This window comes from Kineococcus sp. DHX-1 (assembly GCF_042473625.1).
Classification (GTDB): Bacteria; Actinomycetota; Actinomycetes; order Actinomycetales; family Kineococcaceae; genus Kineococcus.
On record NZ_CP170445.1, the window covers coordinates 1,910,130 to 1,932,665 of the forward strand.

Genomic DNA, 22,536 nt, shown 5'->3' on the forward strand with positions numbered 1-22,536 from the left:
TGATGAAGTGGCTCTGCCTCCCCTGACCGCCGAACAGCGCGCCGCCGCTCTGGAGAAGGCCGCGGCGGCCCGCCGCGAGCGGGCCGAGGTCAAGCACCGCCTCAAGTACACGGGCGGCAGCCTCGAAGAGGTCATCAAGGAGGGCCAGGAGAACGAGGTCCTCGGCAAGATGAAGGTCTCCGCGCTGCTGGAGTCCCTGCCGAACGTGGGCAAGGTCCGCGCGAAGCAGATCATGGAGGAGATCGGGATCTCGGAGTCGCGGCGCGTGCGTGGCCTCGGCGCCCACCAGATCGCCGCCCTCGTCGAGCGGTTCGGGTCCACGGCCGGGAGCGCGTCCTGAACGTCCGGTCGTCCCAGCCCCACCGCCTCACCGTCCTGGCCGGGCCCACGGCCGTCGGCAAGGGGACCGTCTCCGCCGACCTGCGGGCGCGGTACCCGGACGTCTGGATCTCCGTCTCGGCCACGACCCGCGCCCAGCGCCCGGGTGAGGTCGACGGCGTGCACTACCACTTCGTCTCCGAGGAGACGTTCGACGGCTACGTCCGTGACGGTGAGCTCCTGGAGTGGGCCCGCGTCCACGGCCGGCACCGGTACGGCACCCCGCGCGGACCGGTCGAGGAAGTCCTGGCCTCCGGCCGCCCGGCGCTGCTGGAGATCGACCTCGCCGGTGCGCGCCAGGTCCGGCAGGCCACGCAGGGCACCGACCTGGAGGCCGGTTTCGTCTTCCTGGCCCCGCCGAGCTGGGACGAGCTGGTCCGCCGCCTCGTCGGCCGGGGCACCGAGACCGAGGAGGAGCGGGAGCGCCGGTTGGCCACCGCGCGGGTCGAGCTGGCCGCCGAACCGGAGTTCGACGTGACCATCTACAACGACGACGTGCAGCGAGCGACGGACGAGCTCGTAAGATGGATGGGTCTGCCGGTCAGCTGACCGGCTCTTTCGACGCGAGGAGAACTGATCGTGGCTGGAACCGTCGCGGCGCCCGAGGGCATCACCAACCCGCCCATCGACGACCTGCTGACGGTCGCCGACTCCAAGTACGCCCTGGTGATCTACGCGGCCAAGCGCGCGCGCCAGATCAACGCGTACTACTCCCAGCTGGGCGAGGGCCTGCTGGAGTACGTCGGCCCGCTGGTGGAGACCCACGTGCAGGAGAAGTCCCTGTCCGTGGCCATGCGTGAGATCAACGAGGGTCTGTTGACCTCGGAGCCCATCGAGCAGTGAGCGACACTCCCGCCCCCGGCTCCCGGGCGCCCCGCGTGGTCCTGGGGGTCGCGGGCGGGATCGCCGCCTACAAGGCGGCGTTGCTCCTGCGGGAGCTGAGCGAGACCGGGCACGACGTCACCGTCGTGCCCACCGCCGCGTCCGAGCGCTTCGTCGGCCGCGCGACCTGGGAGGCCCTGTCGGGCAAGCCCGTCGCCACCGACGTCTGGACCCACGCCGACGAGGTGCCGCACGTCCGGCTCGGCCGGCACGCCGACCTCGTCGTCGTCGCCCCCGCCACCGCGGACCTGCTGGCCCGCGCCGCGCACGGCCTGGCCGACGACCTGCTGACGAACGTCCTGCTGACGGCGACGTGCCCCGTCCTGCTGGCCCCGGCGATGCACACGGAGATGTGGCTCAACCCGGCGGTGCAGGCGAACGTCGCGCTGCTGCGCTCGCGCGGGGTCACGGTCCTGGACCCCGCCTCCGGCCGCCTGACGGGCGCGGACTCCGGACCGGGGCGGTTGCCCGAACCGGCCGACATCGCCGCCGCGTGCCGCCGCCTCCTCGGGTCGGGGTCCCGTCCCCGCGACCTGGCGGGCCGACGCGTCCTCGTCTCCGCCGGCGGCACCCGCGAACCGCTGGACCCCGTGCGCTTCCTCGGGAACCGGTCCTCGGGACGGCAGGGGGTCGCCCTCGCCGCCGCGGCGGCCGCCCGCGGCGCGGACGTGACGCTCGTCGCCGCCCACGTCGAGGTCCCCGCGCCCGCCGCGGTCGACGTCGTCTCGGTGCAGACCGCCGCGGAGCTGGCCGACGCCGTGCAGTCCCGCGCCGCCGGGGCGGACGTCGTCGTCATGGCCGCGGCGGTCGCCGACTTCCGGCCCTCGGCGCGGGCCACCGCGAAGATCAAGAAGTCCGACGACCCGTCCCGCGACCCCGTCGTCGTGCTGGAGCGCAACCCCGACGTCCTCGCCGGGCTCGTCGCCGGTCGCAGGGACGCCGCACCCGTGCTCGTGGGCTTCGCCGCCGAGACGGGCGACGAGACCGGGTCCGTGCTCGACCACGGCCGGGCCAAGCTCGTTCGCAAGGGCTGCGACCTCCTCGTGCTCAACGAGGTCGGGGAGACCAAGGGGTTCGCCACGCCGACGAACGCCGTGACGATCCTGGGCCGCGACGGCAGCGAGCGCGAGGTCGCCGAGACCAGCAAGGACGTGGTGGCCGATGCGGTGTGGGACGCCGTCGTGCCTATGCTTCCTCCCGTCGTCCCGACACCCGCCCCGCCGTCTGACCTCTCCCCTGGAGCCTGAGTGACCACCCCGTTGCGCCTGTTCACCTCCGAATCGGTCACCGAGGGGCACCCGGACAAGATCTGCGACCAGATCTCCGACGGCATCCTCGACGCGCTGCTGGAGCAGGACCCGCGCAGCCGTGTCGCCGTCGAGACGATGGTGACGACCGGGCTCGTGCACGTGGCCGGCGAGGTCACCACCGAGGCCTACGCCGACATCCCGACGATCGTGCGCCGCACGCTGCTGGACATCGGGTACGACTCCTCGGCCAAGGGCTTCGACGGCCGCACCTGCGGTGTCGAGGTGTCCATCGGCTCGCAGTCCCCGGACATCGCGCAGGGTGTCGACGAGGCCTACGAGAACCGCGTCGACGGCGGAGCCGACCCCCTCGACCTGCAGGGTGCCGGCGACCAGGGCCTGATGTTCGGGTACGCCTGCGACGAGACGCCCGAGCTCATGCCGCTGCCGATCCACCTGGCGCACCGGTTGTCCCAGCGCCTGTCCGAGGTGCGCAAGAAGGGCGAGATCCCCTACCTGCGCCCCGACGGCAAGACCCAGGTCACCATCGGCTACGACGGTGACCGCGCGGTCCGGCTCGACACCGTCGTCCTGTCCACGCAGCACGAACCCGACGTCGACCTCGTCAAGACGCTGACCCCCGACGTGCGCCGGTTCGTCATCGAGCCCGTCCTGGAGGGGCTGGACCTCGACACCTCCGACATCCGGCTGCTCGTGAACCCTACGGGCCGCTTCGAGATCGGCGGGCCGATGGGCGACGCGGGCCTGACCGGCCGCAAGATCATCGTCGACACCTACGGCGGGATGTCCCGCCACGGCGGTGGCGCCTTCTCCGGCAAGGACCCCTCGAAGGTCGACCGGTCCGCCGCCTACGCCATGCGCTGGGTCGCCAAGAACGTCGTCGCCGCGGGCCTGGCCACGCGGTGCGAGGTGCAGGTCGCGTACGCGATCGGCAAGGCGCAGCCCGTGGGCCTGTACGTCGAGACGTTCGGGACCGAGAAGGTGGCCCGCGGCCGCATCGAGGCCGCGATCCGCGACGTCTTCGACCTGCGCCCGGCCGCGATCGTCCGCGACCTGCAGCTCCTGCAGCCGATCTACGCCCCGACCGCCGCCTACGGTCACTTCGGCCGCGAGCTGCCCGGCTTCAGCTGGGAGCGCACCGACCGCGTCGACGCGCTGCGCGCCGCGACGGGGAGCTGAGCACCGAGGGGGAGGCCCAGCCCGCGCTCGACGGGCTGGGCCCGAAGGCCCCGACGGCACGCCCGAAGAAGGCGCGGCGGACGAAGGCGCCCGAGGACGTCACGACGACCGACCCGGTCGCCCGCGTCCTCGTCAGCTCCGCCCTGCCCCACCTGGACCGGCCGTTCGACTACCTCGTCCCGGCCTCGATGGAGCACACCGCCGAACCGGGTCGCCTCGTCCGTGTGCCCTTCGCGGGCACCGACGCCGAGGGCTACGTCCTGGAGCGGCTGGCCAGCACCGACCACACGGGCCGGATGGCGCGCCTGCGCCGGGTCGTGTCCGGGTTGCCGGTCCTGTCCGGCGCGACGCTGGAGCTGTGCCGGCGAGTCGCTGCGGAGTACGGCGGCACCCTGTCCGACGTCGTTCGCCTCGCGGTGCCCGGTCGGCACGCCGGGGCCGAGGAGAAGGTGCTCGGCGCCGACCCTGTCCGCCACGACCCGGTCACCCTGGGCCCGGACCTGCTGGGATGGGAGCGGCACCAGGCCGGCCCGGCGTTCCTCGCCCACGTCCGCGACGGCCACTCCCCACGGGCGGTGGCGACGTTCACCCCCGGTAGCGACCCGTTCGCCCTGCTCGCCCTCGCCGCCCGCGCCGCGCTGGCCTCGGGGCGCACGGCGCTGCTCGTCGTGCCCGACCACCGCGACCTCGACCGGCTCGGGGCGGCGCTGGACCACGTCGTCCCCGAGGGGCACGTGCGGCTGGAGGCCGACCTCGGCCCGGCGGCCCGCTACCGGTCCTTCCTGGAGGCGTTGACGGGTCGCGCGCGCGTCGTCGCGGGCACCCGCGCCGCCGTCTTCGCGCCGCTGCCGAATCTCGGGCTGGTCGCGGTCCTGGAGGACGGGGACGACTCCCACGCCGAGCAGCGCGCGCCGTACCCGCACGTCCGCGAGGTCGCCGTCCTGCGCGCCGAGCAGGCCGGCGCCGCGGCCCTCTTCGCCGGGTGGACGCGCACGGCGGAGACGCAGCTGCTGCTGGAGTCCGGCTGGGCGCGGCCGGTGCTCGCGGGGCGGGACACCGTCCGGGCGACCGCCCCGCGGGTGGCGATCGCCGGGACCTCCGGCCCCGACGCGCAGGACCCGCTGGCCGCAGCCGCGCGATTGCCCAGCGACGGCTGGCGCGTCCTGCGCGACGCCGTGCGCCGTGGGCCCGTCCTGGTCCAGGTGCCGCGCACCGGGTACGTGCCGACGCTGGCCTGCCAGACCTGCCGCGAACCGGCGCGGTGCACCTCGTGCCACGGCCCGCTGGCCGTCCCGGACGCGGGGGAGCGCGCCGCGTGCCGCTGGTGCGGCCGGCCCGCCACCGACTGGACGTGCGGGCACTGCGGGGACAGCCGGTTCCGCGCCGTCGTCACGGGGGCCCGCCGCACGGCCGAGGAGCTCGGCCGCGCGTTCCCCGGCGTGGACGTCCGCACCTCCGGCGGGTCGCACGTCCTGGACGTCGTCCCCGGTGGGCCCTCCCTGGTCATCGCCACGCCGGGGGCAGAACCCGTTGCGCCGCAGGGGTACGCCGCCGCACTGCTGCTCGACGGGTGGGCGCTGCTCGCGCGGCCGGACCTGCGTGCGGCCGAGGAGGCGTACCGCCGGTGGACGGCTGCGGCCGCCCTGGTGCAGCCGGGCTCGGCCGGAGGTGCCGTCGTCCTCGTCGCCGACCCGCAGGCCGCGCCCGCGCAGGCGCTCGTGCGCTGGGACCCGGCCGGTTTCGCCGAGCGCGAGCTGGCCCAGCGCCGCGAACTCGACCTCCCGCCGACCGCGCGGTTCGCCGGCCTCATCGGCCCCGCCGCGGACGTCGAGGAGTTCGTCGCCGCCCTGCCGGAGCTGCCCGGGGTGCGGGTCCTCGGACCGCTGCCCGTGCCGGACCGCCCCGGGCAGGCGCCCGCCGTCCGCAGCGTCGTGCGCGTCCCGCGCGAGCACTCCGCCGAACTCGCGACCGCCGTGAAGACCGTCACGGCCGGGCGCAGCGTCCGCAAGCTGCCGCTCGTACGGGTGCGGGTCGACCCGCTGCAGATCGGTTGAGGGCGCGCGGTCGGGAGGCCGGGTGGAGGCTGGCGGCGTGGAGTTCCGACACCTCGGCCGTTCCGGCCTGAAGATCAGCGAGATCACCTACGGCAACTGGCTGACCCACGGGTCCCAGGTGGAGAACGAGGCGGCGGTGGCGTGCGTGCACGCGGCCCTGGACGCCGGCATCTCGACCTTCGACACCGCCGACGTCTACGCCAACACCGCCGCCGAGACCGTCCTCGGGGAGGCGCTCAAGGGGCAGCGGCGGGAGTCCCTGGAGATCCTCACCAAGGTCTTCGGGCCGATCGGTCCCAAGGGGCACAACGACACCGGCCTGTCCCGCAAGCACGTGCTGGAGGCGTGCGAGGGGTCGTTGCGGCGGCTCGGGACCGACCACATCGACCTCTACCAGGCGCACCGCTACGACTACGCGACGCCGCTGGAGGAGACGATGCAGGCCTTCGCCGACCTCGTGCGGCAGGGCAAGGTCCTGTACGTCGGTGTCAGCGAGTGGACCGCCGAGCAACTGCGCGCGGGCGCCGAGCTCGCCAAGGACCTCGGCTTCTCGCTCATCTCCAACCAGCCGCAGTACTCGATGCTGTGGCGCGTCATCGAGGGCGAGGTCGTCCCCACCTCGCAGGAGCTGGGCATCAGCCAGGTCGTGTGGTCGCCCATCGCCCAGGGCGTCCTCACCGGCAAGTACGTCCCGGGCGGCGAGCTGCCCGCCGGGTCGCGCGCGACCGACGACAAGGGCGGCGCCACCATGATCAAGCGCTGGATGCGCGACGACGTCCTGTCGCGCGTCCAGGAGCTGAAGCCGATCGCGTCTGACCTGAACCTGTCGATGGCGCAGCTCGCGGTCGCCTGGGTGCTGCAGAACGAGAACGTCGCGACCGCGATCATCGGCGCCTCCCGCCCCGAGCAGGTGCACGACAACGCTGCCGCCGCGGGGGTGACGATCCCGGCCGACGCCCTCGAGCGCATCGACGCCGTCCTCGGTGACGTCGTCGAGCGCGACCCGGCGAAGACGCACGAGTCGTCCCCGAAGCAGCGCGAGGTCTGAGGGACCCCGCGCCCGAGCCCTCGCGGGGGTCGGGCGCGGGTCACCCCGTGCGCGGGAGGTGCAGCGCGGGGTTCGGCCGTGAGGTCACCCCGTGCGCAGTGACGGGGTACGGGGTCACCCGTGCCGGGATGGCTCAGGACTCCCCGGCGGGCCGCTGGACGGCCCGGAACTCCCGGGTGTCCCAGGGAGCGGTCGAGGGGGTCACGCGCGCCGGCAGGACCCGGGCGGGGAGAGGCTGCACGCCCGCCTGCGCCTGAAGGGCACGGGTCCGCGAGCGACGCCCCGCCACCTCCAGCACCGTCGCGAGCACGGCCACGAGCATGAACACCCACCCGACGGCCGTCAGGTCGACCGCCGCGACATCGACGTGGACGGCGAAGGCCAGGACGGCGCCGACGGTGAACAGGAAGCTATGGTTCGTGAGGTGCACGGCCCGAGCCTCCGGCCCGGCGGGGGGTTCCGGGATCCGGCGTCACCCGCGCGTTGGAGCCGGGTCGCCCGGGCAGGCCAGTGCCCGGACCGAGGGCGACGCGACGGCCACGCCCCGTGACCGACCCTCCACGGAGACGACGTCGGAGACGGAGGCGGGGGGCCTGCGGACGTAGGATCGAGGGCGCACACCGCACGTCGATCCAGGGAGCTCCGTGGCGATCCAGCCGATCCGACTCTTCGGGGACCCGGTCCTGCGCCAGCGCGCGGCCGAGGTCACCACCTTCGACAAGGAGCTGCGTCAGCTCGTCAAGGACCTCGAGGAGACGATGCTCGCCGCCCCCGGCGCCGGGCTGGCCGCGCCGCAGCTCGGGGTCTCGCTGCGGGTGTTCACCTACCACGCCGACGGTGAGCTCGGGCACCTCGTGAACCCCGTCCTGGACCTGTCCGAGGAGTGCCAGGAGGGCGACGAGGGCTGCCTGTCGTTCCCGGGCATCGTCGCCGACACCAGGCGCTCGCTGCACGTCGTCGCCAAGGGCTTCGACATGCACGGTGAACCCGTGACCATCACCGGCTCGGAGTTCAAGGCCCGCGCCATCCAGCACGAGACCGACCACCTCGACGGCGTCCTGTTCATCGACCGCCTCGACAAGGCTCAGCGCAAGCTCGCGCTGAAGGCCGTGCGCGAGGCCGAGTGGATGGGCCTGCAGACGCCGCAGGTCAAGGTGTCCCCGCACGCGACCTTCGGACAGGCGAGGTAGTGCGCCTCGTCGTCGCCGGAACGCCCGACGTCGCGCTCGCCTCCCTCGACGCCCTGCTCGCCAGCCGGCACGAAGTCGTCGCCGTCCTCACCCGACCCGACGCCGCCGCCGGTCGCGGCCGCAGGCAGGCGGCCTCGCCCGTCGCCCAGCGAGCCCGCGAGGTGGGACTGCCCGTCCTGCAACCGGTGCGCCCGCGAGGGGAGGAGTTCCTCGACGAGCTGCGGTCCTACGCGCCCGACGCGTGCCCCGTCGTCGCCTACGGTGCCCTGGTCCCCGCCGAGGCGCTCGCCGTCCCCCGGTTGGGCTGGCTGAACCTGCACTTCTCGCTGCTGCCCGCCTGGCGCGGGGCGGCCCCCGTCCAGCGGGCCGTGATGGCCGGCGACGACGTCACCGGCGCCTGCGTGTTCCAGCTCGAGGAGGGCCTGGACACCGGTCCCGTGTACGCCTCGCTGCGCGAACCGGTCGGCGCCACCGACACCGCGGGCGACCTGCTCGGCCGGCTCGCCGTCTCCGGCGCCCAGCTGCTGGTGGACGTCCTCGACGCGCTCGAGGACGGGACGGCCGTGGCGACGCCGCAGGAGGGTGAGCCGACCCTCGCGCCGAAGATCGGCGTCGAGGAGGCCCGCGTCGACTGGAGCGCGGGCGCCGCCGAGGTCGACCGGCGCGTGCGCGGGTGTACCCCCGAGCCGGGGGCGTGGACCACGTTCCGCGGCGAGCGGGTCAAGCTCGGTCCGGTCGCGCCGGACGGCGCCACCGAGCTGGCGCCGGGAGCGGTCCTGGTGGAGAAGAAGCGTGTCCTCGTCGGCACCGGTGGCGGCGCGGTCGCGCTCGGCACCGTGCAGGCCGCGGGGAAGAAGGCGATGAGCGCGACCGACTGGGCGCGCGGGACCCGGCCTGCGCCGGGGGAGGAGTTCGCGTGACCGGTCCGTCCGTCCCCGGGGTGCGCACGCCCCGCACCGGTGTGAAGCAGGACCGCTTCACGCGCGTCGACCCCGCCCGCGGGGTCGCGTTCGAGGTGCTGCGCGCGGTCGCCACCCAGGACTCCTACGCCAACCTGGTCCTGCCGAAGCTGTTGCGCGACAAGCGCTTGGGTGGTCGCGACGCGGCCTTCGCGACCGAGCTGGCCTACGGCGTCCTGCGTGGTCGCGGCACGTACGACGCGCTGCTGGCCACGCTCGTGGACCGGCCGCTGGCCGACCTCGACGACGGCGTCCTGGACGTCCTGCGGATGGGGCTGCACCAGCTGCTCGCGATGCGCGTGCCCGACCACGCGGCCGTCGCGACGTCCGTCGCCGTCGCGCGCACGCACGTCGGCGGCGGGCCGTCCGGGCTCGTCAACGCGGTGCTGCGCAAGGCGTCGGGTCGCGACCTCGCGCAGTGGGCCGCCGAGGTGGCCCCCGGTAACAGCGACGACGACCTGGCCGTCCGGTACTCCCACCCGCAGTGGGTGGTCCGCAGCCTGCGGGAGGCCCTGCGCGCGCACGGCCACGACCCCGCCGAGCTCGTCGACCTGCTCGTCGCGGACAACACCCCGGCCCAGGTGGCGCTCGCCGCCCTGCCCGGGCTCAGCACCGTCGACGACCTCGTCGGTCGCGACGCGCACGTCGAGGTCGGGACCGGTCGCTGGTCCCCGGCCGCGGCGCACGTCGTGCACGGCGATCCCGGCCGCCTCGCCGCGGTCCGCGCCGGTCGCGCCCGCGTCCAGGACGAGGGCTCCCAGATCGTCGCGCTGCTGCTCGCCACCGCCGAGGTGGAGGGCCGCGACGAGCGGTGGCTGGACCTGTGCGCCGGGCCCGGGGGCAAGGCCGCGCTGCTGGCCGCCACCGCGGCCGGTCGCGGGGCTGAGCTGACCGCCGTCGAGGTCGCCCCGCACCGCGCCGACCTCGTCCGGCAGGCGCTGGCCCCCGTCGAGGCCGTCGCGGCGGGGACCGTCGAGGTCCGCGTCGGGGACGGGCGCGAGGTCGGTACCGCCGAACCCGGCGCCTACGACCGCGTGCTCGTCGACGCCCCGTGCACCGGTCTCGGAGCCCTGCGCCGTCGACCGGAGGCCCGCTGGCGCCGCACCCCCGCCGACCTCGGCAGCCTGGCGCCTCTGCAGCGCGAGCTGCTCGGCTCGGCGCTCGACGCCGTGCGGCCCGGTGGGGTCGTCGCGTACGCCACGTGCTCGCCCGTGCTGTCCGAGACGCGGCTCGTCGTCGACGACGCGGTCAAGGCGGCCGCCAAGCGCGGGGTCGCGGCCGAGCGGATCGACACCCCCGCCGTCCTCGAGCGCGTGGTCCCGGGGCTGCCCGGCGCGGCCGCCGGCCTCGGGGTGCAGCTGTGGCCGCACACGCACGGCACCGACGCGATGCACGTGGCCCTGGTGCGCAGGACCTCCTGAGGGGCACCGGCCGTAGCCTGCGCCCGTGAGCGGATTCGCGCTGCCCGTCGACGACGACCTCGACCTCGTCCTGCGCGAGGAGTGGACCGTCGCACCCCTGCACGCGGTGCTGGTGGCGAACCTGGAGCACCTGCGCCGCTGGGAGGCGTGGGCCCAGGGAGAGCAGACGCTCGAGGGCGCGGCCTCCTACGCCCGGTACTCGCTGGGTGAGTGGTCCGCCGGTCGTGCCGTCCCGGCGGCGTTGCGGTACCGCGGCCAGGTGGTCGGGGCCGTCGGCGCGCGCATCGACACCTACGCCGGGTCGGCCGACCTGGGGTACTGGATCGACGCCGCCCACCAGGGGCGGGGGTTGGTCACCCGGGCCGCGGCGGCGCTCGTGCGGCACCTGCACGAGGACCGCGGTCTGGTCCGGGTCGAGATCCGCACCGCGGTCGGCAACGCGCGCAGCCGGGCCGTCGCCGAGCGCCTCGGCTTCGTCCTGGAGGGGGTGTTGCGCTCGGGCCACGTCGGTCCCGACGGCCGGGAGGACCTCTGCCTCTACGGCCACCTCGCGGCGACCCCGTGACGGGGCCCCGGTAGCGTCGGCGCCGTGAACTCCGCCGAGAAGGCCGCGCGACTGCGGCAGCTGCACGAAGACCCCGAGCTCCTCGTCCTCGTCAACGTCTGGGACGCCGTGTCGGCGACCGTCGTGGCGGGCGAGCCCCAGACCAAGGCCCTCGCCACGGCCGGGCACTCCATCGCCTCGACCTTCGGGTACGGCGACGGCGAGCAGATCCCTCTCGACCTGGCCCTGAGCCTCGTCGGGCGCATCGTCGTCGCGGCCGGTGACCTGCCCGTCAGCGCCGACCTCGACGGCGGCTACGGGAACGCCGGCGAGACCGTCCGCAAGGCCATCGGCGTCGGGGTCGTGGGCGCCAACGTCGAGGACCGGCTGCGCCCGCTAGCCGAGTCCGTCGCGAACGTCGAGGCGGTCGTCGCGGCCGGGGAGGCCGAGGGCGTGCCCTTCGTCCTCAACGCCCGCACCGACGCCCTGGCCAAGGGTGGTGACCGCGGCCGCGACGTGTGGCTCCCCGATGCGGTCGAACGCGGCAAGGCCTACCTCGCCGCCGGTGCCACGACCGTCTTCGTGCCTGGTCCCCTCGACGAGGACGCCGTCGTGCAGCTCGTCGACGCCTTCGGGCCGCAGAAGCTGTCGGTCATCGGTTTCCCGGGGGTGCCCGACCAGGCGCGCCTGGCCGAGCTCGGCGTCGCCCGCATCACCTACGGCCCGCTGACGCAGCGCGTGGCGCTGACCGCGCTGCAGGACGCGGCCCGCGGCATCTACGCCGGCGGCGGCATCCCCGAGGGCACCCGTCCGCTGAACTGACGACCCCGGACCGAGTCCCCCGGACGGGCCACCGGAACCGCCGAGCGGTCCCGGCCGGCCCGTCCCGTGGGCGAGGATGACCCCGTGACCTGGATCGAGGACCTCGCCGACCGCGCCGACGCCGTGCTGCCCGACTACGTGGCGGCCTACTACCGCTCCAACGCCGGGGACGGGTCCTGCGACCGCGAGGGCATCGCGGACTGGAACGCCTTCCGCCTGCGTCCCTCGGTCCTGCACGACGCCTCCGCCCAGGACATGACGACGGAGGTGCTCGGCACCCAGGTGGCGGCCCCCGTCCTCGTCGCGCCGATGGCGCAGCAGGTCGGGGCGCGTCCGGAGGGCGAGGTCCTCACCGCCCAGGGCGCCGCCAAGGCCGGGACGCTGCTCGGGGTGTCCACCAACACCGGGGCCCGCTTCGACGACATCGCCGCCCAGGGCGCCCCGTGGTGGTACCAGGTCTACGTCGCCCGCAACCGCGAGGCCACGCGTCTGCTCGTCGAGCGCGCCGCGAGCGCCGGTGCCCGCGCGCTCATCCTCACGGTCGACACCACGCCCATCGGGCGCGAGATCCCGGCCGTCGACCCCCGCAACTGGCCCGCCGGCCCGCGCAAGAACCGCACCGCCAACCTCACCGCGGCCGAGCTGGAGCGCTTCGGCAGCGACACCGACATGGCGCTCGACCTGACCCCGGACACCATCGGCTGGCTCGCGGAGGTCTCCGGTCTGCCCGTGCTGTGCAAGGGCGTGCTCACCGCGCGGGACGCGCGTCGCTGCGTCGACGGCGGTGCGGAGGGGATCATCGTCTCCACCCACGGCGGGCGCCGACTGGGCAACTCCGTCACCTCCGCGTACGCGCTGCCGGAGATCCTCGCCGAGGTCGGTTCCGAGGTGGAGGTCCACGTCGACTCCGGGATCCGCGGCGGGGCGCAGGCCGCCGTGGCGGTCGCGCTCGGTGCGCGGGCCGTGCACGTGGGCCGTCCCGTGATGTGGGGCCTGGCCGCGGACGGCGCCGAGGGCGTCGCGGACGTGCTCGCGCGCTACCAGGCCGAGTTCGCGACGACGTTGCGGCAGATGGGGATCGGCTCGGTGCGGGACCTGCGGCCCAGCGACGTCGTCGTCCGCTGACCCCTGCTCGTCACTCCAGGCGGCGGACGAGGGAGTCCAGCCGCGCGGCGATCTCGCCGACGTCGTCGAGGCTGCCGTCGGCGACGTCGCGGGTCAGCGCGAGCCCGGCCTGCAGGGGGGCGGCCCCGACACCGGTGCCGTTGAGGTGCAGCATCGCGAACGCCGACAGGACCGCGGTGCGCTCGTTGCCGTCGACGAGGGGACGGGTGCGGACGAGGGAGTGCAGCAGCGCCGCGGCCTTGCGGGACAGGTCCGGGTAGGCGTCCTTGCCGAGCACCTGCAGCTGCGGCCGCTGCACGGCCAGGGCCAACAGACCCGCGTCGCGGACGTCGAAGGGGCCGTCGGGGAACAGCTGGGTGAAGCGGACGACGTCGCCGACCGTGAGGTAGCGGACGGGCAGGATCACGTTCGGCGGGTGCTCACGAGGTCCCCGCCGCGCAGGTCCTCGCCCTGCAGGTCCCCGGCCAGGGAGTCGAACAGCTCGCGGTTCTCGGCGTAGATGGCGCGGGCGATGTCCTGCACGTCGGCGCGGTCGGCGTCGTCGGCCTGCTCCAGCAGCCGCTCGAACAGGCGCTGCCGCGAGACGCCTGGGTTCCGCGCCTGCAGGCGCTCGAGCATCGAGCGGTGCGTGCTGTCGAGGCGCAGGGTGAAGGCGGACGTCGTCGACATGACGTCACCGTACACCAGTGGTGCACTGTGACGTCAGATCTGACCACGGGCTACGGTCGGGGCGTGCCGAGCGCTCGAGGACCCCAGGTCAACCCCAGCATCCTGTCCGCCGACTTCGCGAACCTGCAGGCCGAGCTGGCCCGCATCGCGACGGCCGACGCCGCCCACGTCGACGTCATGGACGGCCACTTCGTCCCCAACCTCACGCTCGGCCTGCCCGTCGTCGAGGCGCTGCAACGGGTCAGCCCCGTCCCGCTGGACTGCCACCTCATGATCGAGGACCCCGACCGCTGGGCCCCCGCCTACGCCGAGGCCGGCGCGGCCGGGGTCACCTTCCACGCCGAGGCCGCGCGCGCCCCCGTGAAGCTTGCCCGCGACATCCGCGCGGCGGGGGGCCGCGCGGGTATCGCCCTGCGCCCCGCGACCCCGGTCGAGCCGTACCTGGACCTGCTGCCCGAGTTCGACATGCTCCTCGTGATGACGGTCGAGCCGGGGTTCGGCGGTCAGGGCTTCCTCGACGTCACGCTCCCGAAGATCCGCCGCGCCCGCGCGGCCATCGGCGACCTCGACGTGCGCCTGCAGGTCGACGGCGGGGTCTCGACCGCGACCGTGGAACGCGCCGCCGAGGCCGGTGCCGACGTCTTCGTCGCGGGGTCGGCCGTCTACGGCGCCGACGACGCGGCCGCGGCCATCGGCCAGCTGCGCGACCTCGCGGCACGGGCCTGCGCCCACTGAGGGACACCCGGCACTCCCGGGCCGTGCACCGGCCCGGTGCGTGGCAGACTGACCGCCACGAGCAAGACCGCACGACACGCGTGCTCCGGGGTCGGTGGAAATCCGAACCGGCGGTGACAGTCCGCGAGCCCCCACCTCGGTGGGTGGTTGATCCGGTGGAACTCCGGGGCCGACGGTGAAAGTCCGGATGGGAGGCAGCGCGCGGCGTCGTCGTCGTGCGCCGTCGCGCCCCCGAGCAGGGGTCCCGTCGTCGTGCGTCGTCGTCGCCCCGTCGACGGTCCCTGCGGCGCCTCCTGGTGCCGCCGGACCGTCACCTCCCCTCGACCTCCCCGGAGTCTGACCGGACGTCCTAGGAGGAGGTGGACCCGTGACTGGCCCGACCGCTGCACGACCCCGTCCTCTCCTGCGCGCCGACGTCCGGCCGAGTGACCGTGCCGGTCCCCTCCCGCCCCCTCAGCGCTGAGGAGCAGACCGCACGAGGACCGCAGGACCACAGGACAGTTCGAGGAGGCAGGGTCGTGTTCACCGGGATCGTGGAGGAGATCGGCGAGGTCGTCGCCGTGGAGTTCGGCGCGGAGTCCGCGCGGCTGACCGTGCGGGGACCCGTCGTGGTCTCCGACGCCGTGCACGGGGCGTCCATCGCCGTCGACGGGGTCTGCCTGACCGTCGTCGACCAGCCCGAAGCGGGCGCCTTCACCGTGGACGTCATGCAGGAGTCGTTGCAGCGCAGCTCGTTGCACGACGTGGCCCCCGGCCGGAAGGTCAACTTGGAGCGTGCGGTGGCCGCGCACGGGCGACTCGGCGGGCACATCGTGCAGGGCCACGTGGACGGCACGGGGACCATCGCGCGCCGGACGCCGGGGGAGGCGTGGGAGGTCGTCCGCGTCGCGGTCCCGGCCGACCTGGCCCGCTACGTCGTGGAGAAGGGCTCCATCACGGTCGACGGGACCTCGCTCACGGTCTCGGCCGTCAGCGAGCCCGCCGCGGCCGAGCACTGGTTCGAGGTCTCCCTCATCCCCGCCACCCTCGAGCTCACCGTGCTGGGCACCAAGCCCGTCGGTGCCACGGTCAACCTCGAGGTCGACGTGCTCGCCAAGTACGTCGAGCGGCTGCGGGCGTTCGAGCCCACCGTCTCGGGAGCGCAGGCGTGACCGTGACCACGGACGTGAACGTCGAACGGGCGCTGGACGCCCTGCGCGCCGGCCGCCCGGTCCTCGTCACCGACGACGCCGACCGCGAGAACGAGGGGGACGCCGTCCTCGCCGCCGAGCTCGCGACGCCGGAGTGGATCGGCTGGACGGTCCGGCACAGCTCGGGGATGCTCTGCGCGCCCATGACCGCCGAGCGAGCCGCCGCCCTGGCGCTGCCGCCCATGGTCGAGCGCAACGAGGACTCCCTGCGCACCGACTACACCGTCAGCTGCGACGCCGCCGCGGGGGTGACGACCGGCATCTCCGCCGCCGACCGCGCCCGCACGGCCCGGGTGCTGGCCGACCCCGCGACGACGGTCGAAGACCTCGTCCGCCCCGGGCACGTCTTCCCGTTGCGGGCCCGGCCCGGGGGCGTCCTGGAACGCCCCGGCCACACCGAGGCGGCGGTCGACCTCTGCCGGCTCGCCGGGCTCACCCCGGTCGGGATCATCGCCGAGCTCGTGGAGGACGACGGGTCGATGTCACGCTGGGACCAGATCGTCGCCCTCGGTGAGCGGTTCGACCTGCCGGTGCTGACGATCGCGGAGCTGCGGGCACACCTGTCCGGCGGTGCACAGGAAGACGGAGGGACGACGGCATGAGCGGGGACGGAAGCCCGGAGATCACGGTCGACGGCAGCGGGCTGCGGGTCGCGGTGGTCGCGGCGCGCTGGCACCACGAGGTCATGGACGGGCTGCTGGAGGGGGCCCGCCGGGCGCTCGCCGCCTCGGGCGTCACCGACGTGGTCGAGGTGCGCGTCCCGGGGGCCTTCGAGCTGCCCGTGGCGGCCGCGCGGCTGGCCCGGCAGGGCTTCGACGCGGTGGTCACCCTCGGTGTCGTGATCCGCGGGGGCACACCGCACTTCGAGTACGTGTGCGACGCCGCGACGCAGGGCCTGACCCAGGTCGCGGTGACGACCGGCGTGCCCATCGGCTTCGGCGTCCTCACCGTCGACAACGAGGCCCAGGCGCTGCACCGCGCCGGGCTGCGCGGGTCGCGGGAGGACAAGGGCGCCGAGGCCGTCCTCGCGGCGCTCGAGACGGTCGTCGCCCTGCGTGACGTGGCGCCCCCGTCGGGGGTCTGAGAGGGGGCCCGGGTGGTCGGGCGGGCGCGCCCGACCACCTAGACTCTGGGCCCGTGAAGAGCTTCGACGCCCTGTTCGCCGAACTGAGCGACAAGGCGCTGACCCGGCCCGAGGGCTCGGGGACGGTGCGGGAACTGGACGCGGGCGTCCACGCCATCGGCAAGAAGGTCGTCGAGGAGGCGGCCGAGGTGTGGATGGCCGCGGAGCACGAGGGCGGGGAACGGACCGCCGAGGAGATCTCGCAGCTGCTGTACCACCTGCAGGTGCTGATGATCGCCCGCGGCCTGACCCTCGACGACGTGTACGCCCACCTCTAGGAGCTCACCCGTGTTGCGCATCGCCGTCCCCAACAAGGGGTCCCTGTCCGAGGCCGCGTCCGCCATGCTGCGCGAGGCCGGCTACAACCAGCGGCGCGAGGCCAAGGAACTCATCCTCGACGACCCGGACAACTCGGCCCAGTTCGTCTTCCTGCGCCCGCGCGACATCGCGCTCTACGTGGGGTCCGGGACGCTGGACGCCGGCATCACCGGTCGCGACCTGTTGCTGGACTCCCGCGCCCCCGCCGACGAGGTCCTCCCGCTCGGCTTCGCGCGCAGCACGTTCCGCTTCGCCGGGCGTCCCGGGGTGGCGTCGGGGGTCCGCGACCTCGAGGGCCGCCGCATCGCGACGAGCTACTCGGGTCTGCTGGCCAAGCACCTCGCCGAGCACGGCGTCACCGCCGACATCGTCCACCTCGACGGCGCGGTCGAGACCGCGGTGGCGCTCGGCATCGCCGACGTGATCGCCGACGTGGTCGAGACGGGCACGACGCTGCGCGCCGCCGGCCTGGAGATCTTCGGCGAGCCGATCATGCGTTCGGAGGCGACGCTCGTGCGCCGCGCCGGCGCCCCGGCCGACCCTGCCGTCGACGTCCTCGTCCGCCGCCTGCAGGGCGTCCTCGTGGCCCGCCAGTACGTCATGGTCGACTACGACTGCCCGCAGGCGATCGTGGAACGGGCCTGCGCCATCACCCCCGGCCTGCAGTCGCCGACCGTCTCGCCGCTGGCCAGCCCCGACTGGGTCGCCGTGCGCGCCATGGTGAAGAGCTCGGAGACCAACCGCGTGATGGACGAGCTGTACGAGCTCGGGGCGCGGGCGATCCTCGTCACGAGCATCCACGCGTGCCGCCTGTGACGTCCGCGGCCCCGACGGACCGGTCCTTCCGGCCGCGTCGCGCCCGCGTGGTCGGCCTCGCCTTCGCCGTCGGCATCGCGGTCGTCATGGTGGGCATGTCCATCGGGCTGTCCCTGGCGCCGGAGTCGGGCTGGACGGGGCAGGACACCGTCTCGGCCCTCGTGTTCGGCGCGATCGTCTCGGCCGGACTCGTCCGGCTCGTCACCGTCAACGCGCGGGTGACCGAGCGCGCGCTCGTCGTGCGCAACGTGGTCTTCACCCGCGAGGTCGAGTGGGGCGAGGTCGTCGCCGTCCGCTTCGGCGGCGCCGACCCGTGGCTGACCCTCGACCTCGACGACGGCGAGAACCTCGCCGTGATGGGGATCCAGCGCGCCGACGGCGAGTACGCCAAGGCCGAGGCGCTGCGCCTGGCGCGGCTCGTGGAGGACCGCGCCCCCCGGGCCTAGGAGGCGTCGGTGGCGAGCCGGAGGTCAGGGTCCAGCGGTCGCCGCGCGAACAAGTCCGCCTCCTGCGCCGCCCAACGTTCCCAGTGCGGCTCGTACGTCGCGCCGTCGCGCGCCAGTGCACGGTCGCGGCGGACGCCCCTCGCGGCCGTCAGCTCGACGAGCAGGTCGACCGGGGCCGCGCAGCCCGCACCCACGCCCTCGGCGACGAGCACACCGGACGTGGGCAGCGGCACCGCGCGCGTGTAGGCACCCTGCGCCCAGTCCCACACGGGCTGCTGCACGGGGTGACCGGTGCGCAGCTCCGTCAACAGGTCCCGCAGCAGGTCCACGGCCGCGGCCAGCCCGTCCCAGCCCGGGTAGAGGTCGTCCATGTGCAGGACGGCGGCACCCGTCCGGTGCGCCAGGACGGCGGCCAGGTCGGTCTTGCCGGCGCCCGAGCGCCCGTCCACGGCCAGGACCAGCGGACCCGCGGGCGGGGCCGGGACCTGCTGCAGCCGCGCCAGGACCCGGTCCGCGAGCGCCTGCAGCGCAGGGGGAGGGGACCCGGTCAGAACCAGGTGGGGCACCACGGCTGCTCCGGGGTGGCCATGAGCGTCGCGAGGGCGTGGGCGGCCGCCGGGGTCGCCTGGATGCGGCCCGCCCGCTGCAGCGCCACGGCGGACGTCCCGCCGAGCAGCAGCGACCCCAGTTCGGCGACGGGCAGGACGACGTCGGGTTCGGCGTCGGTGGTCGTCACCTCCGGGCACACCCAGCCGTCGGCGCCGCAGCGCTGGGCCGCCACGTGCAGGCGCACGGTCGCCCCGGCCAGGCCCAGGGGGTCCTCCACGCGCAGGACGAGCGTGCCGCAGCCGAGGTAGCGGCGGGCCGCCAGCGCGCCGGGGACGTCCAGGACGCGCAGCCACACGAAGTCGTCGACGGGCCCGGTCTGGACCGCTCGCGGGTCCAGGAGCAGGTGCGGCAGCAGCTCGTCGACGGGCCGGTCCGCGGCGCGGGTGACGCGGACGAGGTCGATCGAGGCGAGGAACTCCCACAGCGCCCGGTAGGCCGACGGCGTCGTCGCGGTGAGGTCGCGCAGGTGGACCGTCCCGTTGGGGACGCGGCCCACGGACTCGTCGGTGACGTCGTAGGCCGCGTACCCGTCCGGGATCCCGTCGTCGTCACGGTGCAGGACGACGTGCCCGCGGGTCCCCAGCCAGCGGCCCTCACCCCGTCGGCCCGCCGCCTCCCACCACGCCGCGTCGCGCAGCAGCCCGCCGGGCCGCTGCCGCCGGGCGGCGTCGTGGACTGCGGCCAGCTCCTCGGTGCGACCGGCGGGCACGAACTCCAGCGAGCCGGTCGCGGCGGGGGCGTCGGGGCGGAACGCGACCCGCGCGTGGTCGACGACGAGGCTCGTCGCGCGCGTCGCGGCGCCGAACCCGAAGCGGCCGTAGATGGGTGCCTCCGCGGCGATGAGCACCGCCAGCGCGTGCCCCGCGGCGCGGGCACGCTCGAGGTCGGCCGTCAGCATGCGGGACAGCAGCCCCCGGCGCCGGTGCGTGGGCAGGACGGTCGCGGTCGAGACGGCGTCGACGTCGACGGGCCCGGCGCCCGGGACCGTGAGCTCGGAGTCGAACGTGCGCAGGGTCGCCACGACCCGGTCCTCGCCGGCGACGGTGTCGTGCACCGCCGTGAGCCGGTGCCCGCGCACCTCGCGCAGCCGGTCGTCGAGGGACTCCTCGGTGGGGGCGGCCTCCAGGAAGGAGGTGCGGCTCGGGACGGCCCAGGCGCGCAGCGCCTCCCGGTCGTCCGGGTCCACCTGCGTCAGGCGGAACTCGGGACGGGTCGGGAGTCCGGTGTGCTGCACGGCTGCGACGGTACCGTTCCCCCCGTGAGCGTCGCCGTCCGTGTCATCCCCTGCCTCGACGTGGACGCCGGCCGCGTCGTCAAGGGCGTCAACTTCGCCGACCTGCGCGACGCCGGCGACCCGGTCGAGCTGGCCCGCCGCTACGACGACCAGGGCGCCGACGAGCTGACGTTCCTCGACGTGACCGCCTCCTCGGGGTCGCGGGAGACGACGTACGACGTGGTCCGCCGCACCGCCGAGCAGGTCTTCATCCCCCTCACCGTGGGCGGCGGGGTCCGGGCGGTCGCCGACGTGGAGAAGCTGCTGCGCGCCGGTGCCGACAAGGTCGGCGTCAACACCGCAGCCATCGCCCGGCCAGAGCTCATCACCGAGATCGCCGAGCGGTTCGGCGCTCAGGTGCTCGTCCTGTCCGTCGACGCCCGCCGCACGCTGCCGGGGGAGCCGACGACCGCGTCCGGCTACGAGGTCACCACCCACGGCGGCCGCCGCGGCACGGGTCTGGACGTCGTCGAGTGGGCCGCCCGCGCCGCCGAGCTCGGCGCGGGGGAGATCCTGCTGAACTCGATGGACGCCGACGGCACCAAGCAGGGCTTCGACCTCGAGATGCTCACCGCGGTCCGGTCCCGCGTCACCGTCCCGCTCGTGGCCAGCGGCGGGGCCGGTGCGGTCGAGCACTTCCCGCCCGCCGTCGCCGCGGGCGCTGACGCCGTCCTGGCCGCCAGCGTCTTCCACTTCGGCCAGCTGACGGTCGGCGAGGTCAAGGACGCCTTGAGGGAGGGCGGCGCCCCCGTCCGCTGACTACTCGCCCACCGCGCCCGGGTACGTCCCGCGGAACCGGGCCACGGCCTCGGGGGTGCCCTCCAGGTGCACGAGGGCCCGGGTGCGCCGGCCGAAGGCGTGCAGCAGGAGCTCGGCGGCCGGGCCGGTGACCGCGACCGATTCCGCGCCGGGCCGCACCACCGCACGCGGCCCCTCCGGCGTCACCAGCACGACGCCGACGGGGGAGCGGCGGTAGGCGACGCGGCCCGTGACCCGCACGATCCGCCACAGAGCGTCCTCCTGGCCCCGGGGCAGCTCGCGGGGGTTCCACCCCGGCTGCGCGCGCAGGACGTCCTCGTGGTGCACGAAGTACTCCGCGCTGTTGACCAGGCCGTCGAGGGCCCGCACGCGCAGCGGACCGTGGGGGCCGTTGCGCACGCGCTCGACGAGGGCGTCGAACGGCTGCGACGCCAGCTCGGAGACGACCTTGTCGCGGTGCGACCGCAACGGCGGAAGAGCCTCGCCGAGGGCCACGTCCGGCCGGTTGTCGCGCACGGCCAGGTGCACCAGCAGGTCCCGGACGTCCCAGCCGGCGCACAGCGTCGGCGCGTCCGGACCGACGCGCAACGCGCTGTCGCACAACCCGTCCCGTTCGCGTCGCGCGTCGCCGGGATTCCTGGAGGGGAGGACCATGGCGCCGATCGTGCCACCCGGGCCGTCCCGTGCGCCCCGCGGCCGGTGAGACCATGGGGCGCGTGTCGTCCCTCGAGCTCGATCCCCGCACCGCCGCACGCCTGAAGCGGGACGCCGCCGGCCTCGTCTGCGCCGTCGTCCAGCAGCACGACACCCGCGAGGTGCTCATGGTCGCCTGGATGGACGACGACGCCCTGGCCCAGACCCTCGCCACCGGCCGCGCCACCTACTTCTCGCGCAGCCGCGGGCAGCTGTGGCGCAAGGGCGACACCTCCGGGCACGTCCAGTGGGTGCGCAAGATCTCCCTGGACTGCGACGGCGACGCGCTCCTGCTCGAGGTGGACCAGGTCGGCGCGGCCTGCCACACCGGCGACCGGACGTGCTTCGACGCCACGACCCTCCCGCTCACCGCCCCGAGCGCGTGAGCGCGCCCGCTCCCGGGGCCGCGCGCCGGTCGCGCCGCGGACCCCTGCTGCTGCTCGCCGCCCTCGGCGCAGTCGTCGCCCTCGGGGCCGGCGCGCCGACCTGGGTCAGCGGCCGCGCCGCCACCGCGACCGGGACCGCGGCCGTCCTCGCCTCCGGCCGCGACGCCGCCCCCGTCGCCACCGCCCTCGCCCTCGTCAGCCTCGCCGCCGTCGTCGCCTCCACCCTGGGCCGCCGGGCCGCGCGTCTCGTCGCCGCCCTCGTCCTCGTCGCCGGGGGCGCCGGTGTCCTCGCCGCCAGCACAGGACCCCTGCGCGAACCGGCCACGGCGCTCGCCGCCCCGGCCCGCGCGGCCAGCGGGACGACGGAAGCGCGCGTGGAGGGGGCGGTCGACGTCGCGCCGTGGCCGGTGGTGTCCGCGGTCGGCGGTGGCCTGGTCGCTCTCGCCGGGGTCGGGCTCGTCGTCGGGGCACGCCGTCGCGACGCCCCGCGAGCCGCGGGTCGCTACGACCGAGACGCCCGCTCCGGGGCCGGTGCGGCCGTCCCGACGCGGGACGACCCGGCGGCCGCGTGGGACGCGCTGTCGCACGGCGACGACCCCACCCGCTGACCCACCCGCTCACCCGTCCCGGCGCGCACCTCCGCGAGTCG

At 75.1% G+C, this 22,536-nt stretch carries 28 protein-coding genes, 1 pseudogene and 1 riboswitch; of the genes and pseudogenes, 23 read left to right on the plus strand and 6 right to left on the minus strand.

What is annotated here, in order from left to right; all coding sequences use genetic code 11:
• Positions 1 to 7 precede the first annotated feature (7 nt).
• From mihF to ACFEMC_RS09195, 7 genes are read left to right on the plus strand one after another with little or no spacing between them, the layout of a single operon-like run.
• Positions 8 to 340, plus strand: coding sequence for an integration host factor, actinobacterial type (gene mihF / locus ACFEMC_RS09165; RefSeq protein ID WP_367639846.1), 333 nt, complete (start codon positions 8 to 10; stop codon positions 338 to 340).
• Positions 337 to 927: a guanylate kinase gene (gene gmk, locus ACFEMC_RS09170; protein WP_380176692.1), complete on the plus strand. Its 591-nt coding sequence runs from the start codon at positions 337 to 339 to the stop codon at positions 925 to 927. The genes mihF and gmk overlap by 4 nt, the downstream gene beginning before the upstream one ends.
• A gap of 30 nt (positions 928 to 957) precedes the next feature.
• Positions 958 to 1,221, plus strand: a complete 264-nt coding sequence (rpoZ, locus tag ACFEMC_RS09175) for a DNA-directed RNA polymerase subunit omega (protein ID WP_106206095.1) — start codon at positions 958 to 960, stop codon at positions 1,219 to 1,221.
• Entirely contained in the window at positions 1,218 to 2,507 is a 1,290-nt protein-coding gene (gene coaBC, locus ACFEMC_RS09180; RefSeq protein WP_380175655.1) for a bifunctional phosphopantothenoylcysteine decarboxylase/phosphopantothenate--cysteine ligase CoaBC, read from the plus strand. The genes rpoZ and coaBC overlap by 4 nt, the downstream gene beginning before the upstream one ends.
• Positions 2,508 to 3,707 carry a methionine adenosyltransferase gene (gene metK, locus ACFEMC_RS09185; RefSeq protein ID WP_380175657.1) on the plus strand — a complete coding sequence of 400 codons (1,200 nt, stop codon included), beginning with the start codon at positions 2,508 to 2,510 and terminating at the stop codon, positions 3,705 to 3,707. It abuts the gene before it with no gap.
• Positions 3,704 to 5,761 (plus strand): primosomal protein N', encoded by a 2,058-nt coding sequence (locus ACFEMC_RS09190; protein WP_380176694.1) that lies wholly within the window; start codon positions 3,704 to 3,706, stop codon positions 5,759 to 5,761. The genes metK and ACFEMC_RS09190 overlap by 4 nt, the downstream gene beginning before the upstream one ends.
• Positions 5,762 to 5,798: 37 nt before the next feature.
• Positions 5,799 to 6,809 (plus strand): aldo/keto reductase family protein, encoded by a 1,011-nt coding sequence (locus ACFEMC_RS09195; protein WP_380175659.1) that lies wholly within the window; start codon positions 5,799 to 5,801, stop codon positions 6,807 to 6,809.
• Positions 6,810 to 6,942: 133 nt separating this feature from the next.
• On the opposite strand, the gene ACFEMC_RS09200 is transcribed toward ACFEMC_RS09195, so the two are convergent.
• A complete protein-coding gene (locus ACFEMC_RS09200; protein WP_380175661.1) occupies positions 6,943 to 7,239 on the minus strand; it encodes a DUF6458 family protein in 297 nt (98 codons plus the stop codon).
• Positions 7,240 to 7,453: 214 nt separating this feature from the next.
• Between ACFEMC_RS09200 and def the strand changes: the two genes are divergently transcribed.
• From def to ACFEMC_RS09230, 6 genes are all read left to right on the plus strand, one after another.
• Positions 7,454 to 7,999, plus strand: a complete 546-nt coding sequence (gene def, locus ACFEMC_RS09205; RefSeq protein WP_380175663.1) for a peptide deformylase — start codon at positions 7,454 to 7,456, stop codon at positions 7,997 to 7,999.
• The gene (gene fmt / locus ACFEMC_RS09210; RefSeq protein WP_380175665.1) at positions 7,999 to 8,919 is read left to right on the plus strand and encodes a methionyl-tRNA formyltransferase; all 921 of its coding nucleotides are present in this window, start codon (positions 7,999 to 8,001) and stop codon (positions 8,917 to 8,919) included. Before def ends, fmt begins: the two co-directional genes overlap by 1 nt.
• Complete coding sequence (locus ACFEMC_RS09215; RefSeq protein WP_380175667.1) at positions 8,916 to 10,379, plus strand: RsmB/NOP family class I SAM-dependent RNA methyltransferase; 1,464 nt, start codon at positions 8,916 to 8,918, stop codon at positions 10,377 to 10,379. Before fmt ends, ACFEMC_RS09215 begins: the two co-directional genes overlap by 4 nt.
• 25 nt (positions 10,380 to 10,404) lie before the next feature.
• A complete protein-coding gene (locus ACFEMC_RS09220) occupies positions 10,405 to 10,944 on the plus strand; it encodes a GNAT family N-acetyltransferase (RefSeq protein ID WP_380175670.1) in 540 nt (179 codons plus the stop codon).
• A 24-nt stretch (positions 10,945 to 10,968) separates the two neighbouring features.
• A complete protein-coding gene (locus ACFEMC_RS09225) occupies positions 10,969 to 11,745 on the plus strand; it encodes an isocitrate lyase/phosphoenolpyruvate mutase family protein (protein WP_380175672.1) in 777 nt (258 codons plus the stop codon).
• 84 nt (positions 11,746 to 11,829) lie between these two features.
• Positions 11,830 to 12,870 carry an alpha-hydroxy acid oxidase gene (locus ACFEMC_RS09230; RefSeq protein WP_380175673.1) on the plus strand — a complete coding sequence of 347 codons (1,041 nt, stop codon included), beginning with the start codon at positions 11,830 to 11,832 and terminating at the stop codon, positions 12,868 to 12,870.
• Between the two features lie 10 nt (positions 12,871 to 12,880).
• Here the strand turns inward: ACFEMC_RS09230 and ACFEMC_RS09235 are convergent, their stop codons facing one another.
• On the minus strand, positions 12,881 to 13,276 hold the full coding sequence (locus tag ACFEMC_RS09235) for a type II toxin-antitoxin system death-on-curing family toxin (protein WP_380175675.1): 396 nt from the start codon (positions 13,274 to 13,276) through the stop codon (positions 12,881 to 12,883).
• Positions 13,273 to 13,539, minus strand: coding sequence for a hypothetical protein (locus tag ACFEMC_RS09240; protein ID WP_380175677.1), 267 nt, complete (start codon positions 13,537 to 13,539; stop codon positions 13,273 to 13,275). Before ACFEMC_RS09240 ends, ACFEMC_RS09235 begins: the two co-directional genes overlap by 4 nt.
• A 63-nt stretch (positions 13,540 to 13,602) precedes the next feature.
• On the opposite strand from ACFEMC_RS09240, the gene rpe reads away from it, so the two are divergent.
• From rpe to ACFEMC_RS09275, 7 genes and pseudogenes are all read left to right on the plus strand, one after another.
• Positions 13,603 to 14,274 carry a ribulose-phosphate 3-epimerase gene (gene rpe, locus ACFEMC_RS09245; protein WP_380175679.1) on the plus strand — a complete coding sequence of 224 codons (672 nt, stop codon included), beginning with the start codon at positions 13,603 to 13,605 and terminating at the stop codon, positions 14,272 to 14,274.
• 76 nt (positions 14,275 to 14,350) lie between these two features.
• Positions 14,351 to 14,479: riboswitch (FMN riboswitch) on the plus strand.
• Between the two features lie 313 nt (positions 14,480 to 14,792).
• Positions 14,793 to 15,425 (plus strand): riboflavin synthase, encoded by a 633-nt coding sequence (locus ACFEMC_RS09250; RefSeq protein WP_380175681.1) that lies wholly within the window; start codon positions 14,793 to 14,795, stop codon positions 15,423 to 15,425.
• 2 nt (positions 15,426 to 15,427) lie between these two features.
• Positions 15,428 to 16,015, plus strand: a pseudogene (gene ribB / locus ACFEMC_RS09255) (3,4-dihydroxy-2-butanone-4-phosphate synthase); the annotation flags it as partial.
• A gap of 47 nt (positions 16,016 to 16,062) precedes the next feature.
• Positions 16,063 to 16,548 carry a 6,7-dimethyl-8-ribityllumazine synthase gene (ribH, locus tag ACFEMC_RS09260; protein ID WP_380175683.1) on the plus strand — a complete coding sequence of 162 codons (486 nt, stop codon included), beginning with the start codon at positions 16,063 to 16,065 and terminating at the stop codon, positions 16,546 to 16,548.
• Between the two features lie 53 nt (positions 16,549 to 16,601).
• Complete coding sequence (locus ACFEMC_RS09265; protein WP_367639864.1) at positions 16,602 to 16,865, plus strand: phosphoribosyl-ATP diphosphatase; 264 nt, start codon at positions 16,602 to 16,604, stop codon at positions 16,863 to 16,865.
• 10 nt (positions 16,866 to 16,875) lie between these two features.
• Complete coding sequence (gene hisG / locus ACFEMC_RS09270) at positions 16,876 to 17,721, plus strand: ATP phosphoribosyltransferase (RefSeq protein ID WP_380175686.1); 846 nt, start codon at positions 16,876 to 16,878, stop codon at positions 17,719 to 17,721.
• Positions 17,709 to 18,167, plus strand: coding sequence for a PH domain-containing protein (locus ACFEMC_RS09275; protein ID WP_380175688.1), 459 nt, complete (start codon positions 17,709 to 17,711; stop codon positions 18,165 to 18,167). Before hisG ends, ACFEMC_RS09275 begins: the two co-directional genes overlap by 13 nt.
• Here ACFEMC_RS09275 and ACFEMC_RS09280 read toward each other — a convergent pair.
• Both ACFEMC_RS09280 and ACFEMC_RS09285 read right to left on the minus strand, forming a co-directional pair.
• On the minus strand, positions 18,164 to 18,733 hold the full coding sequence (locus tag ACFEMC_RS09280) for a dephospho-CoA kinase (RefSeq protein ID WP_380175690.1): 570 nt from the start codon (positions 18,731 to 18,733) through the stop codon (positions 18,164 to 18,166). The two genes, ACFEMC_RS09275 and ACFEMC_RS09280, sit on opposite strands and share 4 nt — an antisense overlap.
• Positions 18,715 to 20,010, minus strand: coding sequence for a GNAT family N-acetyltransferase (locus ACFEMC_RS09285; RefSeq protein WP_380175692.1), 1,296 nt, complete (start codon positions 20,008 to 20,010; stop codon positions 18,715 to 18,717). The genes ACFEMC_RS09280 and ACFEMC_RS09285 overlap by 19 nt, the downstream gene beginning before the upstream one ends.
• A 24-nt stretch (positions 20,011 to 20,034) precedes the next feature.
• Here ACFEMC_RS09285 and hisF point away from each other — a divergent pair, with 24 nt between their 5' ends.
• Positions 20,035 to 20,808, plus strand: a complete 774-nt coding sequence (hisF, locus tag ACFEMC_RS09290; RefSeq protein ID WP_380175694.1) for an imidazole glycerol phosphate synthase subunit HisF — start codon at positions 20,035 to 20,037, stop codon at positions 20,806 to 20,808.
• Here the strand turns inward: hisF and ACFEMC_RS09295 are convergent, their stop codons facing one another.
• On the minus strand, positions 20,809 to 21,462 hold the full coding sequence (locus ACFEMC_RS09295) for a TIGR03085 family metal-binding protein (RefSeq protein WP_380175696.1): 654 nt from the start codon (positions 21,460 to 21,462) through the stop codon (positions 20,809 to 20,811). It lies immediately after the preceding gene.
• A gap of 53 nt (positions 21,463 to 21,515) precedes the next feature.
• Between ACFEMC_RS09295 and hisI the strand changes: the two genes are divergently transcribed.
• Positions 21,516 to 21,887, plus strand: coding sequence for a phosphoribosyl-AMP cyclohydrolase (gene hisI, locus ACFEMC_RS09300; protein WP_380175698.1), 372 nt, complete (start codon positions 21,516 to 21,518; stop codon positions 21,885 to 21,887).
• On the plus strand, positions 21,884 to 22,495 hold the full coding sequence (locus tag ACFEMC_RS09305; protein WP_380175700.1) for a Trp biosynthesis-associated membrane protein: 612 nt from the start codon (positions 21,884 to 21,886) through the stop codon (positions 22,493 to 22,495). Before hisI ends, ACFEMC_RS09305 begins: the two co-directional genes overlap by 4 nt.
• The last annotated feature ends 41 nt before the right edge of the window (positions 22,496 to 22,536 follow it).